General features: G+C 71.9%; 13 protein-coding genes. 7 read left to right on the top strand and 6 right to left on the bottom strand.

Translation table 11 applies throughout. The features are described from left to right. The first annotated feature begins 106 nt into the window (after positions 1–106). Positions 107–1,189, top strand: a complete 1,083-nt coding sequence (locus ABTZ03_RS11460; RefSeq protein WP_350512687.1) for an alpha/beta hydrolase — start codon at positions 107–109, stop codon at positions 1,187–1,189. A 203-nt stretch (positions 1,190–1,392) separates the two neighbouring features. On the opposite strand, the gene ABTZ03_RS11455 is transcribed toward ABTZ03_RS11460, so the two are convergent. Next, entirely contained in the window at positions 1,393–2,985 is a 1,593-nt protein-coding gene (locus ABTZ03_RS11455; protein ID WP_350512686.1) for a PucR family transcriptional regulator, read from the bottom strand. Positions 2,986–3,386: 401 nt separating this feature from the next. Between ABTZ03_RS11455 and ABTZ03_RS11450 the strand changes: the two genes are divergently transcribed. The 6 genes from ABTZ03_RS11450 (at position 3,387) to ABTZ03_RS11425 (ending at position 10,679) form a co-directional block, all read left to right on the top strand. Beyond that, positions 3,387–4,274 (top strand): FAD binding domain-containing protein, encoded by an 888-nt coding sequence (locus tag ABTZ03_RS11450; RefSeq protein ID WP_350512685.1) that lies wholly within the window; start codon positions 3,387–3,389, stop codon positions 4,272–4,274. Further along, positions 4,271–4,759: a (2Fe-2S)-binding protein gene (locus tag ABTZ03_RS11445; RefSeq protein WP_350512684.1), complete on the top strand. Its 489-nt coding sequence runs from the start codon at positions 4,271–4,273 to the stop codon at positions 4,757–4,759. The genes ABTZ03_RS11450 and ABTZ03_RS11445 overlap by 4 nt, the downstream gene beginning before the upstream one ends. Then, positions 4,756–7,122, top strand: a complete 2,367-nt coding sequence (gene pucD, locus ABTZ03_RS11440) for a xanthine dehydrogenase subunit D (RefSeq protein ID WP_350512683.1) — start codon at positions 4,756–4,758, stop codon at positions 7,120–7,122. Before ABTZ03_RS11445 ends, pucD begins: the two co-directional genes overlap by 4 nt. A 284-nt stretch (positions 7,123–7,406) precedes the next feature. Further along, complete coding sequence (locus ABTZ03_RS11435) at positions 7,407–8,891, top strand: NCS2 family permease (protein ID WP_350512682.1); 1,485 nt, start codon at positions 7,407–7,409, stop codon at positions 8,889–8,891. Positions 8,892–9,073: 182 nt separating this feature from the next. After that, positions 9,074–10,267, top strand: coding sequence for an XdhC family protein (locus ABTZ03_RS11430; protein ID WP_350512681.1), 1,194 nt, complete (start codon positions 9,074–9,076; stop codon positions 10,265–10,267). A gap of 118 nt (positions 10,268–10,385) precedes the next feature. Beyond that, positions 10,386–10,679, top strand: a complete 294-nt coding sequence (locus ABTZ03_RS11425; RefSeq protein ID WP_350512680.1) for a hypothetical protein — start codon at positions 10,386–10,388, stop codon at positions 10,677–10,679. A gap of 13 nt (positions 10,680–10,692) precedes the next feature. Here ABTZ03_RS11425 and ABTZ03_RS11420 read toward each other — a convergent pair whose 3' ends face one another. The 5 genes from ABTZ03_RS11420 to ABTZ03_RS11400 form a co-directional block, all read right to left on the bottom strand. Then, entirely contained in the window at positions 10,693–11,313 is a 621-nt protein-coding gene (locus ABTZ03_RS11420; RefSeq protein WP_350512679.1) for a LysE family translocator, read from the bottom strand. A 34-nt stretch (positions 11,314–11,347) separates the two neighbouring features. Continuing rightward, a complete protein-coding gene (locus tag ABTZ03_RS11415; RefSeq protein WP_350512678.1) occupies positions 11,348–11,764 on the bottom strand; it encodes a PIN domain nuclease in 417 nt (138 codons plus the stop codon). Then, the gene (locus ABTZ03_RS11410; RefSeq protein WP_350512677.1) at positions 11,757–11,954 is read right to left on the bottom strand and encodes a type II toxin-antitoxin system VapB family antitoxin; all 198 of its coding nucleotides are present in this window, start codon (positions 11,952–11,954) and stop codon (positions 11,757–11,759) included. Before ABTZ03_RS11410 ends, ABTZ03_RS11415 begins: the two co-directional genes overlap by 8 nt. Before the next feature lie 96 nt (positions 11,955–12,050). After that, positions 12,051–13,793: an SDR family oxidoreductase gene (locus ABTZ03_RS11405; protein ID WP_350512676.1), complete on the bottom strand. Its 1,743-nt coding sequence runs from the start codon at positions 13,791–13,793 to the stop codon at positions 12,051–12,053. After that, on the bottom strand, positions 13,790–14,770 hold the full coding sequence (locus tag ABTZ03_RS11400) for a M24 family metallopeptidase (RefSeq protein ID WP_350512675.1): 981 nt from the start codon (positions 14,768–14,770) through the stop codon (positions 13,790–13,792). Before ABTZ03_RS11400 ends, ABTZ03_RS11405 begins: the two co-directional genes overlap by 4 nt. Positions 14,771–14,791 lie beyond the last annotated feature (21 nt).

Here is a 14,791-nt window from a genome sequence, read left to right as displayed (position 1 = left end):
CGTGCGTTCGGGCGAGCGGGGCCCGGGCGGCGAGCGATCCGGATACGAGAACTTGATGGAACTGACAGGTACGCCATTCTTCATCCTCACCGTCATCCTGGTGCCGGTGTCCATCACAGTGGCGCTGCTGTTCTGGGGGAAGGTGCGCGGCCCCCAGCCGGTGCGCACCCTGTCCCGGATCGTCATGATCATGTTCTGCCAGGTCACGGCCGTGCTGATGGTCTTCGTGATGGTGAACAACGCGAACCTGATCTACGGCAACTGGGACGACCTGCTCGGCACCGGTGACCACGTCCGCGCGGTGCCCTCGGTGGCGCCGGTGGACCCGGCCGGCAACGCCAAGGACGGCTCGGGCGACGCCGCCAAGCAGCCGCCCAAGGTGCTGCAGAAGTTCGGCGGGGTGAACGACCCGGCGGTGCCGGGCGACGTCCAGAAGACCGACCTCAAGGGCCAGGTGTCCGGCGTCGACGGCGAGGTGCTGGTCTGGCTGCCGCCGCAGTACAACGACCCGGCGTTCAAGGACAAGAAGTTCCCGGTGGTCGAGCTGATCCCCGGCTACCCGGGCTCCTCCTCCACCTGGTACGGCACCCTCAAGGTCTCCGAGCAGCTCAAGCCGCTGATGCAGCAGGGCAAGGTCGCGCCCTTCATCCTGGTCTCGCCGCGCACCCTGCTGCTGGGCAACCACCAGGACGCGGGCTGCACCGACATCCCCGGCAAGATCAACGCCGACGCCTGGATCACCCGGGACGTCCCGCAGATGGTGCTCGACAACTTCCGCGCCGACCCGTCCTCCGACCGCTGGGCGATCGCCGGCTACTCGGCCGGCGCCCACTGCGCGGCCAAGCTGTCGCTGGCCCACCCCAACCGCTACCGGGCCGGCATCGCGATGTCCGGCTACAACGACCCGGGGTCCGAGCCGGACTCGCTGGTCGGCAAGGACCCGAAGCTGCGCACCGAGAACAACCCGGTCAACATCCTCAAGTCCGCCCAGCAGCCGCCGAAGGTCGCCCTGCTGGTCAGCGGCGCCAAGGGGGACGGCTACGAGGACGGCCAGGCGATCGCCGCCGCGGCCAAGGAGCCGACCAAGGTCCAGGTCGAGGAGAGCACCGGTCCGCACACCACCGACATGTGGAAGCGGATGGTCCCGAGCGCCTTCGAGTGGCTGACCACGATCATCCCGGCGCAGTAGCCGACCGCCGGACACAGCTGAGGGCCCGCCGCGAACGTTCGCGGCGGGCCCTCAGCCGTTTCTGATCTTCTGTGTCCGGTCACTGTCAGCGGATTGCCAGGAATCGACCGGAACTGACAGGAACCGATCAGGCGGATTCCGGGCGGGCCGGCGAAGGCTCCCGGCCTTCCCGACCCCCGGTCCCCCGCATTCCCGGCCGACGCTCAGGCCAGTTCCAGCGCCAGGTAGAAGTCCACCCGGTCCTCCAGCCGGGAGAGGTCCCGGCCGGTCAGCTCCTCGATCCGGCCGATCCGGTAGCGCAGGGTGTTGACGTGGACGTGCAGCTGCCCGGCGCAGCGGGTCCAGGAGCCGTCCGAGCGCAGGAAGGCCTCCAGGGTGCGGACCAGGTCCGCCTGGTGCTCGATGTCGTACGCGATCACCTTGTCCAGCAGCCGGCTGCGGAAGGCCCGGCGGACCTCGTCCGGGACGGCGGCCAGCAGCAGCACGTGCGAGGCCAGCTCCTCGGGACCGGCCACGCAGACCCGGCCGACCCGGGCGGCGGCGATCCGGCGGGCGTGCCGGGCCTCCTCCAGGGCGCCGCGCAGACCGCCCGCCTCGGAGGCGGGGGCGGAGACGCCGAGGGTGATCCGGCCCTCCGAGCCGAGCCCGGCCTCCAGCGGGGCGAGCAGCTCGCGCAGGGTGTCGGCGGGCACCGGGCTGTCCATCGCGGGCAGCACCACCACGGCGCCGTGCCCCGCCCCGGCGACCAGGGCGCGGTCGGTGGTGCCGCCGAGCGCCTCCTCCAGGACCGCCCGCACCGTGCCCTCCGGCAGGCCGGTTCCCTCGGCGCTGAGCACCAACCAGGAGGCGTCCTGGGACTGGGACTTGGGCTCGGGGCTCTCGTAGCGGGCGGCCATCGCCGAGGAGGCGTACAGGGTGCGGCTGATCTCGGCCGGGTCGGCGTCCCGGCGCAGCAGGGCGAGCAGTTCGTCGGCCAGCCGGCGGCGCAGTCGCCGGCCCTCGTCCCGGCGGTGGCGCTCGGCGGCGACCAGCCGGGCCAGGTTCTCGGCGAGTTGCTGGCGCTTGGTGGTCCACTCGGTGACGTCGCCGGCGACCGCGAGCACCCAGTCCGCCAGCGGTGCCTCGTGCTCGGCGGAGGCCGCGGCGGACAGCAACGAGTAGGCGCCGCCCGCCAGTCGGGCCCGGTGCGGGGGTCGGCGGCGCTGGCGCTGGGCGGCCAGGTGGGCGCGGACCAGCTGGTCGCGGTCCTCGGCGGTGAGCCGGTCGGCCGGGCCGGCGATCACCCCGCCGGTCGGGGTGAGCACCCAGCAGTCCAGGTCGAGGTCGCCGCCGAGCAGGTCCAGTACGGCGTCCAGTCCGCCGCCGCCGGCCGCCGAGACCAGCAGCCGGTGCCGGTCGACCAGGGCGGCGAGGTCGGCCGCGCGGTCGGCGGAGACCTGACGGCCGATGAACTCGGTGACGGTGCCGAAGGCGATGTCGTCGGGGACGGCCAGCAGCGGCATCCGGTGCCGGCGGCAGGCCTCGACCAGATCCTCGGGCACCGGGCCGACCTCGGCCTCGCCGGCCGCCAGGGCGACCGCGCCGCCGGCCGCGATGGTGCGGACGAACCGCTCGGAGTCGGCGGGGCCGCCGCGCCAGAGCATCCCGGTGAGCACCAGCTCGCCGCCGTGCAGGTAGCGCCCGGGGTCGTGCAGGTCCGTGGTCATCACGCCGCTGACCTGCCGGTCCAGCTCCTCCTCGGCCGCGAGCAGGCGCAGTCGGGGGGCACCGGGGGCGAGCAGGTCACGGACACGCATCCGCGGACTCCTTACGGGGGCTGGAACAGGGGTTGGTACATGGGTTGGCACAGAGGGTGGAACAGAGCGTCGGAACGGCGGCCGGGCCGAGCGTCGGCGGCCGGATCGAGGGGGTGGGGGTGACAGTGTGCCCGAACATCCGTGCTCGGCGTTACGTACCAGCGGACCGCCGGGTCACGGGCCCGTAGCCCGGCAATCACGGCCGGATTACGGTCGTAGGTAGCACTCGGCGAACACCTGGGCTGCGGGATTCTCCTGCTTAGAGGAACGTACAGGATGCCGGGCGGGCTCACAGCCGGGGCTTCATGCCATCGGTGACTGCCAGTGGGCCGCGTCACAGGGGTTCACTGGGCGACACGCCGCCGGACACCCGGTCGGCGAAGACTTGAGGAGAAACCCGCATGGAGTTCCTTCGGCCCGCCACCTGGGACGAGGCTCTCGCGGCGAAGGCTGAGTACCCGACCGCGCTGCCCATCGCGGGCGGCACGGACGTCATGGTCGAGCTGAACTTCGACGTGCACCGGCCATCCGCGATTCTCGACCTGAACCGCGTCACCGAGCTCACCGAATGGACGAACGACGGCAGCGTCGTCCGGCTCGGCGCCTCCGTCCCGTACGCCCGGATCATCGACGAGCTGTCCGGCCCGCTGCCCGGGCTCGCGCTGGCGGCGCACACCGTCGGCTCGCCGCAGATCCGCAACCGCGGCGGCGTCGGGGGCAACCTCGGCGGCGCCTCTCCGGCCGGTGACGCCCACCCCGCGCTGCTGGCGGCCGGCCGGGACGTGTTCGTCGAGGCGGCCTCGGTGCGCGGTACCCGGCTGATCCCGATCGACGAGTTCTACGTCGGGGTCAAGCGCAACAGCCTGGAGGCCGACGAGCTGATCCGGGCCGTGCGCATCCCGGTCGCGGACGGCCCCCAGCAGTTCTCGAAGATCGGCACCCGCAACGCGATGGTGATCGCGGTCTGCGCGTTCGGCTTCGCGCTGCACCCGAAGGACGGCACCGTCGGCACCGGGATCGGTTCGGCCGCCCCCACGCCGCGCCGCGCCGTCGAGGCCGAGGAGTACCTGCGGGGAGTGCTCGCCGAGCGCGGGCTCTGGGAGTCCGGGGAACTGCTGGGCACCGAGGTGATCCAGCGCTTCGGCGAGCTGGTGAAGGCCGCCGCCTCCCCCATCGACGACGTCCGCGGCACCGCCGACTACCGGCGCCACTCGCTCGCCGTGATGGCCCGCCGCACCCTCACCTGGTGTTGGAACGACTACAGCAAGCAGATCAGGAGCGCGGCATGAGGGTCACGTTCACCGCCAACGGCAAGCCGGTCGAGGCCGACGACGTGTGGGAGGGCGAGAGCCTGCTCTACGTGCTGCGCGAGCGCGTCGGCCTGCCCGGTTCGAAGAACGCCTGCGAGCAGGGCGAGTGCGGCTCCTGCACCGTCTACCTGGACGGCGTGCCGGTCTGCTCCTGCCTGGTCGCGGCCGGACAGGTGCAGGACCGCGAGGTGCGCACGGTCGAGGGCCTGGCCGAGGAGGACGGCGAGCTGGGCCTGGTCCAGCAGGCGTTCGTCGACGCCGGCGCCGTCCAGTGCGGCTTCTGCACCCCGGGGCTGCTGGTGCAGACCGACGCCCTGCTGGAGAAGGACGCCCAGCCGAGCGACAACGACATCCGCGAGGCGCTGTCGGGCAACCTGTGCCGCTGCACCGGCTACGAGAAGATCATGGACGCGGTGCGGCTCGCCTCCGCCCGCAAGTGCTCGGGCAAGGGGGCGTCGGCATGACCACCCGTACCATCCAGGGCCAGAAGAACCTGCAGAACATCAACCAGGCCTCCAAGGACGGCATCGGCGGCTCGCCGCTGCGCCCGGACGGCAACCTGAAGGTCAGGGGCGAGTTCGCCTACTCCTCCGACCTGTGGCACGAGGACATGCTCTGGGGCATGGCGCTGCGCTCGCCGCACCCCCGGGCCAACATCCTCTCGGTGGACATCTCCGAGGCGCTCAAGGTGCCCGGCGTCTATGCGGTGCTGACCCACGAGGACATCCCCGGCGCCAAGTACTACGGCCTGGAGATCCAGGACCAGCCGGCCCTGGCGATCGACAAGATCCGGTACCACGGCGAGGCGATCGCGCTGGTCGCCGCCGACCACCCGGAGACGGCCCGGCGCGCGGTGAAGAAGATCAAGGTCGAGTACGAGGTGCTCACCCCGATCGTCACCGAGGAGCAGTGCCTCGACCCGGAGACCCACGGCTATGTGCACGAGCCGCACGAGTACAAGTCGCACGCGTACGGCAACATCTGCCACGAGCAGAAGCTGGTCTCCGGCCTCGGCGTGACCGACGAGGTGCGGGCGCTGGCGGACGTCGTCGTCAGCGGCGACTACGAGGTCGGCATGCAGGACCAGGCCTTCCTCGGCCCGGAGTCCGGCCTGGCGGTGCCCGCCGAGGACGGCGGCATCGACCTCTACATCGCCACCCAGTGGCTGCACGTGGACCGCGAGCAGATGGCCCCGGTGCTGGACCTGCCCGAGGAGAAGGTCCGGCTCACGCTGGCCGGCGTGGGCGGCGCCTTCGGCGGCCGCGAGGACATCTCGATGCAGATCCACGCCTGCCTGCTGGCCCTGCACACCGGCAAGCCGGTCAAGATCGTCTACTCCCGGGACGAGTCCTTCTACGGCCACGTCCACCGCCACCCGGCCCGGATGCACTACGAGCACGGCGCCACCCGGGACGGCAAGCTGGTCTTCGCCGACTGCCGGATCGTGCTGGACGGCGGCGCCTACGCCTCCGCCTCCCCCGCCGTGGTCGGCAACGCGGCCTCGCTCGGCCACGGGCCGTACGTGATCCCGAACGTGAAGATGCACGCCGTCGCGCTGTACAGCAACAACCCGTCCTGCGGGGCGATGCGCGGCTTCGGAGCCGTCCAGGCGGCCTTCGGCTACGAGTCCCAGATGGACAAGCTGGCCGCCGAACTCGGCATGGACCCGGTCGAGTTGCGGCAGCTGAACGCGATGTCGGAGGGCGACTTCATGCCCACCGGCCAGCAGATCGACTCGCCCGCGCCGGTGGCCGAACTGCTGCGCCGGGCCAAGGAGATGCCGCTGCCGCCGCCGCTGGACACCGAGCACCTGGACGTCCGGGCGCTGCCCGGCGCGCTGTCCAACACCTCGCACGGCGAGGGCATCGTGCGCGGGATCGGCTACTCGGTCGGCATCAAGAACGTCGGCTTCTCCGAGGGCTTCGACGACTACTCCACCGCCCGGGTGCGGCTGGAGGTGATCGGCGGCGAGCCGGTCGCCATGGTGCACACCGCGATGGCCGAGGTCGGCCAGGGCGGCGTCACCGTGCACGCCCAGATCGCCCGCACCGAGCTGGGCGTCGAACAGGTCACCATCCACCCGGCCAACACCGAGGTGGGATCGGCCGGTTCGACCTCCGCCTCGCGCCAGACGTACATGACCGGCGGCGCGGTGAAGCTGGCCGCGGAGGCCGTCGCGCGGGAGCTGATCGAGAAGGGTCGGCGGCGGTACGGCTGGACCCACAAGGACATCACGCTGGCCGGCGGCAAGGTCGTCTCGGAGAGCGCCGGGGTCCTCGTGCCCATGGTGGACCTGCTCGGCGACGAGGCCATCGACCTCACCCGCGAGCACCACCACCGGCCCACCCAGGCCTTCGACAAGGAGACCGGACAGGGCTTCGGCCACGTCCAGTACACCTTCTGCGCCAACCGCGCGGTGGTGGACGTGGACGTCGAACTGGGCCTGGTCAAGGTGGTCGAGCTCACCGCCGTCCAGGACGTCGGCAAGGCGCTCAACCCGCTCTCCGTGGTCGGCCAGATCCAGGGCGGCTGCACCCAGGCGCTCGGGCTCGCGGTGATGGAGGAGATCATCGTCCGGGACGGGAAGGTGCGCAACGCCTCCTTCACCGACTACCTGATCCCCACCATCCTGGACACCCCGCCGATCCCGGTGGACGTCCTCGAACTGCCCGACCCGCACGCCCCGTACGGGCTGCGCGGCGTCGGCGAGGCGCCGACCGTGTCGGCGACCCCCTCGATCGTGGCGGCGATCCGCAACGCCACCGGTCTCGCGCTCAACCGGATCCCGGTCCGACCCGAGCACCTGACCACCGAACAGCCCGGCTGACACCGGGAGTTCGAGCCGGAACGGCACCAACGAGTCACACTTCCCGGGGCGGTGACGTCTTCCCCGCCGCCCCGGGACCCCCACCCGCTGCCCTGCCCACGCCGGGGTTCCCGCAGTGGTGCGCACCACCCTCACCTGCACCACCACCTGCACGACCACCTGCACCACTGGCACTCCCCTACGAGTGCCCCAGTGAGTCGATACCGTCCCCCTGTGCCAACTCCCTTGACTGGCTGTCAGGTCGGCTCGCCCACCCCAACCCCCTTTGACACTTGGGAGTGGACATGACCAGGATCCCCACGGAGCCCGGCACCACTGAAGCAGACAGACCCGCCGCGGACGAGTCCCACCCCTCCTCCCCGGCATCAGGGCCGAAGGGCGCGCTCGACGCGTACTTCAAGATCTCGGCCCGCGGCTCGACCCTCGCCAACGAACTACGCGGTGGCCTCACCACCTTCATGGCGATGGCGTACATCATCCTGCTCAACCCGCTGATCCTCGGCGGCGCGGACGTCACCGGCGTCAAGCTCGACCACGCCGCACTGACCACCGCCACCGCCCTCGCCGCCGCCGTCACCACCATCCTGATGGGCGTCGTCGGCAACGTGCCGCTGGCACTGGCCGCCGGACTCTCGGTCTCCGGCGCGGTCTCCGCGCTGGTGGTCCCCCACACCACCTGGCCCCAGGCCATGGGCCTGTGCGTGATCTACGGCCTGCTGATCGTGCTGCTGGTGGTCTCCGGACTGCGCGAGAAGATCATGAACGGCATCCCGCTGCCGCTCAAGCACGCGATCACCATCGGCATCGGCCTGTTCGTCACGATCATCGGGCTCTACAAGGCCGGCTTCGTGCACACCGGCGGCCCCACCCCGCTGTCGCTCGGCCCGTTCGGCGAGCTCTCCGGCTGGCCGGTCCTGGTCTTCTGCCTCACCCTGCTCACGATCTTCGTGCTGATGGCGCGCGGCGTGCGCGGCGCGATCCTGATCGGCATCGCGGGCGGAACCGTGGTCGCGATCCTGGTCAACAAGCTCGCCCACGTACCGGCCAAGGCCTGGGCGAGCTCCGTCCCGGTCTGGCCCGGCAGCCCGGTCGCCGCCCCCGACTTCAGCCTGTTCGGCCACGTCGACCTGTTCGGCGCCTTCGGCGGCCAGGGCCTCGGCGCGATCAGCGCCTCCGTCGCGGTCTTCACCCTGGTGCTGGCCGGCTTCTTCGACGCGATGGCCACCATCATCGGCGTCGGCACCGAGGCCGGGCTCGCGGACAAGCAGGGCCGGATGCCCGGACTGTCCAAGGCCCTGTTCATCGACGGCGCCGGCGGCGCGGTCGGCGGCCTGGCCGGCGCCTCCGGGCAGACCGTCTTCGTGGAGTCCGCGACCGGCGTCGGCGACGGCGCCCGGACCGGCCTCGCCTCCACCGTCACCGGCGCCCTGTTCGCGCTGATGCTGTTCTTCTCGCCGCTGGCCGGCATCGTGCCGGTCGAGGTCGCCTCCGCCGCCCTGGTGGTGATCGGCTCGATGATGATGAGCCAGGCCCGGCACATCGACTGGTCCGACCGCGAGGTGGCCATCCCGGCCTTCCTGACCTGCGTGCTCATGCCGTTCACCTACAGCATCACGGCGGGCGTCGCGGCCGGCGTGATCTCGTACACGGTGATCAAGGCCGGGCAGGGCAAGTGGCGCGAGCCCGGGGTGCTGATGTGGATCCTCACCGCGGTGTTCGTCGTGTACTTCGCGCTCAGCCCGATCAAGTCCTGGCTGGGCGTGCACTAGCCCCCTTCGCGCACTGGCCGCTCTTGGTGCGCTGGCCCCCATTAGTGCACTGGCCGCTCTTGGTGCGCTGGCCCCCATTAAGTGCACTGGCCGCTCTTTGTGCACCACTGCCGCCGTACGGGATCGTTTCCCGTACGGCGGCGTCTCCCGCTACTGTCGAAACCGTGTAAGGAGCCTCCGACATGCAGGACATCGCCGAGCAGTTGCGGGCCTGGCACGCGTCCGGGCGCTCCTTCGCCGTGGCCACCGTCGTCGGTGTCTCCGGCAGCGCCCCGCGCGACCCGGGTGCGGCACTCGCCGTCGACGCGACCGGGGAGGCGATCGGCAGCGTCTCCGGCGGCTGCGTCGAGGGAGCGGTGTACGAGCTCTGCCAGGCCGCGATCGAGAGCGGCGAACCCGTGCTGGAGCGCTTCGGCTACAGCGACGAGGACGCCTTCGCGGTCGGGCTGACCTGCGGCGGGATCCTCGACGTGTTCGTCCAACCGGTCGTGCCCGAGGCCGACCCGGGGATGGACGCCGGTCTCGGGTGCATCGCCGACGGGACGCCCGTCGCGCTCGCCCGAGTGATCGCCGGACCGGCCGGACTGCTCGGCGCCACCCTCGCCGTCACCGCCGACGGCGTGCACGGGGCGCTCTCCGTCGGACCGTCCACGGTCCGCGCCCTGGAACGCGCCGTGGTCGCCGAGGCCCGGGCCATGCTGGAGGCCGGCCGCACCGGGCGGATCGTGCTCGGTCTGGACGGACGGCCCTGCGACGACCGGGACCAGGGCACCGTCACCTGCTTCGTCGAGTCCTACGTGCCCGCGCCGCGGATGCTGGTCTTCGGCGCGATCGACTTCGCCGCCGCGGTGGTGCGGATCGGCAAGTTCCTCGGCTACCACGTCACCGTCTGTGACGCCCGGCCCGTCTTCGCCACCACCCGGCGCTTCCCCGAGGCGGACGAGGTAGTGGTCGACTGGCCGCACCGCTACCTGGACTCCCAGCTCGACCGGATCGACGGCCGCACCGTGCTGTGCGTGCTCACCCACGACGCCAAGTTCGACATCCCGCTGCTGGAGCGGGCCCTGCGGCTGCCGGTCGGCTACGTCGGCGCGATGGGCTCCCGGCGCACCCACCGCGACCGGGAGGCCAAGCTGCGCGAGGCCGGCCTGACCGACACCGAACTCGGCCGGCTGCGCTCCCCGATCGGCCTCGACCTCGGCTCGCGCACCCCGGAGGAGACCGCCGTCTCGGTGGCCGCCGAGATCATCGCCCACCGGCGGGGCGGCAGCTGCCTGCCGCTGAGCGCCGGGAACGGGCCGATCCACCACGACGTCGCGGCGGTGCCGGCTCCGGGCGAGTCCTCCGCGAAGGCGCCGCGGACCCACGCCGCCTGAGGCCTCACCCGGGCCGCCCGGCGCCTGCGGCCCATCCGCCGTCACGTTGCGTGGCCATCGGGGCGGCGGGAGGCTTGAGGTGCGGACTCGCCCCGAGCCCGGGGAAGGAGCGGGGACGATGCGCGCCCTGCTGGAGATCGAGATCGACACCGAGACGTCCAACCGGCTCATCGCCGACGGCACGATCGGCGCCGCGTTCCAACGGATCATGGCCGAACTCAAGCCCGAGGCGGCCTACTTCTTCGCCCGCAACGGCCGCCGCGCCCAGGTGATCGTGGTCGACGTCCCGGACGAGGCGGCGCTGCCGTCCGTCTGCGAGCCGTTCTGGCTGGAGTTCGGCGCGGACGTCGACGTGTACCTGTGCATGAACGCGGAGGAACTGCGCGAGGGGCTCTCCCGGCTCGGGCGCTAGTCCGCCCGGCTGCTCAGTCGCCCAGCGCCAGCTTCAGTCCGAAGCCCACCACCACCGCGCCGGTCACCCGGTCCATCAGCCGCCGGGCGGCCGGGCGCCGCAGCCAGCCGCGCAGCACCCGGGCGAAGCCGACCAGCACGGTCGACCAGAGCATGCCCTCCACGACGTGCACGCAGGTCAGTGCCACCCCGGCGGCGAAGTGCGGGGCCCCGGCGGGGATGAACTGCGGCAGCACGGCCACGTAGAACACCCCGACCTTGGGGTTGAGCAGATTGGTCAGCGTCCCGCGCCGCCAGCCGTACCGGAAGCCACCCTCGGCGGGCTCCTCCTCGGCCGCGGCCTCGGTACCCCGCTTGCGCAGCATCCCGACACCCATCCACACCAGGTAGGCGGCACCGGCCCAGCGCAGCACCTCGTACGCCACCTGCGAGGCGGTCAGCAGCGCCGTCACCCCGGCCGAGGTCAGCGTCCCCCAGATCAGCGTCCCGGTCTGGATCCCCAGCACCACCCCCCACGCCTGCCGCCGCCGCCCCAGCGCGGACGTCCGCAGGACCAGCGCGGTGTCGAGCCCGGGTGTGAGCGTGAGCAGCCCCACGACGAGGGCGAAGGACCACAGAGCCGTTGTCATCTCCATGGGCCTCGATGCTCTCACAGCCCCGATGGAGAGATCAGTCGGCCGTCCCCTGCGGGACGACCCACTCGGTCGGCTGGCCGGTGACGGCGGCGATCATGTCGTAGTCGCCGTCGTAGTGAAGGACCGTAGCGCCATGGCGTTCGGCGGTGGCGGCGATGACAAGGTCCGCCACGGACAGGGCCCGCCAGTTTCCGGCTGCTGTCAGGAGGGCTTGCACCTCGATGGCGCGGTCCCACACCTCGTCGGGGGTGGGGAGCCAGTCGAAGCCGCTGAGGCCCTCACGGATCTCGATGGCATCCGCCTTGGAGCGGGCACTGTGCATGATCTCCAGCTCGACAGCGCCACAGATCGCGACCACTCCTCTGATGATCAGCGGTCTGAGGACCGCCCTGACCCCCGGCTTGGAGAAGCGCGCGAAGGCCGACTTGTCGATCAGGTAGCGCTCAGTCACCCTTTTCCACCGGCCCGGTGAGATCGGGCAGTCCACCCTCGGCGAGCCAGGCCATGAACTTCTCGCGCTTGCGGCGCTTGACGAGATCCTCAAGAGCGGCGTTGACGGTCGCGACCTTGGTTGTCGTACCGAGAATCTCGGCGGCCTCGGCCAGGAGTTCGTCGTTGACGTCTATCACGGTGCGAGCCATGGCTGACCTCCCAAAGGAATACAGGCCTGCGATATCACAATCGATGGTAGTTGATATCGCAGACCCATTGCGGCCGATCTGGTGACGATCGCCCGATCAGGTGACGTTGAGGCGGGCGGCGAGGCGGAGGAGGCCGGGGCTGAGGCGGGAGAGGAAGCGGGCGGCCTTGGCCTCGGGGGTGACCGGGACGACCGGCTTGCCGGTGCGGACGGCGGTGACCACGGCGGTGGCGACCTTCTCCGGGGGGAAGCCGCGGCGGGCGTACAGCTTGGCGGCGCGGGCCTGCTTGGCGGACTGCTCGTCGGCGGTGGTCGCGGAGAAGGTGGAGGTGCGGGTGATGTTGGTGTTGACGATGCCCGGGCAGATGGTGGAGACGCCGATGCCGTGGGCGACGAACTCGGCGCGCAGGCAGTCGGAGAGCATGAAGACGGCGGCCTTGCTGGTCGCGTAGGCGGTGAGCGCCTTGGACGGCAGGTAGGCGGCGGCCGAGGAGACGTTGACGATGTGGCCGCCCTGGCCGCGGTCGGCCATCAGGGAGCCGAAGGCGCGGCAACCGTGGATCACGCCCCAGAGGTTGACGTCCAGGACGCGCTGCCACTCCTTCTCGGTGGTCTGCAGGAAGGTCCCGGAGTGGCCGATGCCGGCGTTGTTGACCATCACGTCGGGCACGCCGTGCTCGGCGGCGACGCTCTGGGCGAAGGCGTCCATCGCGGCGCCGTCGGAGACGTCCACCCGGTAGGCGTGCGCCTGCGGGCCTACCAGCGAGGCGAGTTCGGCGGTGCGCTCGGCGGCCGTCAGGTCGAGGTCGCAGACCACCACCCGGGCGCCGTCCTCGGCGAAGGCCAGCGCGGTGGCCCGTCCGATGCCGCTGCCGCCGCCGGTGACCACCACCAACCGGCCATCGCCCTCGGCGACTTCGCCCTTCGGTGCCGCGTCGATGCGGGCGGTGAACTCGCGGACCATGCCGGCCACGGTGGCTCCCTTCTCCAGCAGCGCCGACCAGTGGCCGGCGTGCAGCGTACGACGGGTCAGGCGGGGCACCCAGCGCTCCAGGCCCTCGGAGAGGTAGGTGCCGACGTAGCGGTCCCGGGTCAGGGTGACCAGCTGGACCGGCACCTCGGTCCGCCGCTCACGCGGACTGCCCATCGTGGGACGGAAGTTGGCCCGGTAGAGCTCGATGCCGCGGACCGCGTCGCGACGCAGGGTGGGCTGCGGGTGGCCGGCCCGCGGGGTGACGTGCTCCAGGTCGCGCAGCACCCGCGGCCAGGCCCGGGCGAGGCCCAGGCGCCAGACCGCCGGGGCGAGGAACGGCAGGTGGAAGGCGGTGATGTACCAGGAGTGCAGGCCCTGGTGGAGCAGTTGCCCGAGGTGGCGCGGGGTGGGGCGGCGCAGCCGGTGGCGCAGCCAGTAGCCCATGTGGTCCAGGCTGGGGCCGGACAGCGTGGTGTAGGAGGCGATCCGCTGCTCGGCGCCGAGGGCGGTGACGGCCTCCCAGGACTGGATCGAGCCCCAGTCGTGCGCCACCAGGTGCACCGGGCGGTCCGGGCTGACGGCGTCGGCGACCGCGAACAGGTCGTCGGCGAGGCGCTCCAGGCGGTAGTCCTCGCGGCGGGCCGGGGCGGCCGACTCGCCGGCGCCGCGCACGTCGTAGCGGACCACGTGGTGGTCGCGGGCGAGGTCGGCGGCGACGTCGTCCCAGACGGCGTGGGTGTCCGGGTAGCCGTGCACCAGGAGGACGGTGGGGGCCTCGGGGTCGCCCTGCTCGAAGACGGCGAGCGCCAGGCCGCCGGAGTGGACGGTGCGGCGGCGGACGGGCGCGGCCGGGAGGGGGGTCGTCATCGGGTGGCCTCCTGGGTGGTCGGCTCGGTACCGGTGGGCGTGGCATCGGACGGCTCGGTGCCGTTGGGCGTGGTGCCGGTGGGCGTGGCATCGAACGGCTCGGTGCCGGTCGGCTCGATGGTGGCCGAATCGTCGGCGGCGGTCCAGCGGCGGACGTGCGGGAGGTCGTCGTCCAGCCAGTGGGCGTCGTCGTCGGTGACTACGAGCAGTTCCTCGAACTTGATGCCCACGCCGCGGAAGCCGATGTGCGGCTCGACCGCCCACAGGCCCGGGGTGGGGGCGTGCCGGGACGACCGGCCGTCCGCCCACAGCGGCGAACGGCCGTGCAGGCGCTCGGAGATGAGCTCGCGGCCGAGGGTCTGCAGGGTGCGCACGCCGAAGCCGAAGACGTTCACCCCGGCCGGGCCGCGCAGGGTGGTGCGGGTGACCTGGTGGCCGATCACCCGGCCCGGGTAGACCTGGTGGCGGTTGTCGTAGCCGTGCGCGGCGATCTGCGCGTCCACCGCCGCGTACACCTCGTTGAGCGGCTTGCGGGCCCGCACCTCGGCGAGGATCAGCTCGCGGTAGACCTTCAGGTCGGCGGCCAGGCGGTCCCAGACCCGGTTCTCGCCGACCTTGCCGCCGTAGCCGATGTCGGCGGTGTAGCCGTCCACGATGGGCGCGCAGTCCAGCACGTACGGCATGCCCTCCTCCAGGCGGCGGTTGCCGGCGAAGAACTGCAGCGGGGTGTGGAAGTGCCGGAAGGCGGTGCGGTCGCCGAACCAGGCGAAGGGGATGTGGAAGAAGTCTTGCACCCCGGCGGCGACCAGGCGGCGGCGCAGCTCGGCGGTGGCCTGCCGCTCGGTGACACCCGGTTCGATCCAGGCGGCGACCTGTTCGGCGCAGTGGTAGGCGAGTTGCTGGGTCTCGCGGAAGCGGGCCAGGTCGCGCTCGGTGTAGGGGAAGGTCGGCATCGCAGGGGTCGCCGTCGGGGGCATCGGAGGGCTCCTTCCAGAGGT

The organism is Kitasatospora sp. NPDC096077, from assembly GCF_040303245.1.
GTDB lineage: Bacteria > Actinomycetota > Actinomycetes > Streptomycetales > Streptomycetaceae > Kitasatospora.
Note: the sequence above shows the minus strand (reverse complement) of the source record. Positions and strands in the feature narration are given on the sequence as shown.

Excerpts from the sequence above, each read along its gene's own strand:
- ABTZ03_RS11435 (WP_350512682.1), top strand. The coding sequence starts at position 7,407 with ATGACCAGGATCCCCACGGAGCCCGGCACCACTGAAGCAGACAGACCC.
- ABTZ03_RS11425 (WP_350512680.1), top strand. The coding sequence starts at position 10,386 with ATGCGCGCCCTGCTGGAGATCGAGATCGACACCGAGACGTCCAACCGG.
- ABTZ03_RS11450 (WP_350512685.1), top strand. The coding sequence starts at position 3,387 with ATGGAGTTCCTTCGGCCCGCCACCTGGGACGAGGCTCTCGCGGCGAAG.
- ABTZ03_RS11400 (WP_350512675.1), bottom strand. The coding sequence starts at position 14,770 with ATGCCCCCGACGGCGACCCCTGCGATGCCGACCTTCCCCTACACCGAG.
- ABTZ03_RS11445 (WP_350512684.1), top strand. The coding sequence starts at position 4,271 with ATGAGGGTCACGTTCACCGCCAACGGCAAGCCGGTCGAGGCCGACGAC.
- ABTZ03_RS11405 (WP_350512676.1), bottom strand. The coding sequence starts at position 13,793 with ATGACGACCCCCCTCCCGGCCGCGCCCGTCCGCCGCCGCACCGTCCAC.
- pucD (WP_350512683.1), top strand. The coding sequence starts at position 4,756 with ATGACCACCCGTACCATCCAGGGCCAGAAGAACCTGCAGAACATCAAC.
- ABTZ03_RS11455 (WP_350512686.1), bottom strand. The coding sequence starts at position 2,985 with ATGCGTGTCCGTGACCTGCTCGCCCCCGGTGCCCCCCGACTGCGCCTG.
- ABTZ03_RS11430 (WP_350512681.1), top strand. The coding sequence starts at position 9,074 with ATGCAGGACATCGCCGAGCAGTTGCGGGCCTGGCACGCGTCCGGGCGC.
- ABTZ03_RS11410 (WP_350512677.1), bottom strand. The coding sequence starts at position 11,954 with ATGGCTCGCACCGTGATAGACGTCAACGACGAACTCCTGGCCGAGGCC.
- ABTZ03_RS11420 (WP_350512679.1), bottom strand. The coding sequence starts at position 11,313 with ATGGAGATGACAACGGCTCTGTGGTCCTTCGCCCTCGTCGTGGGGCTG.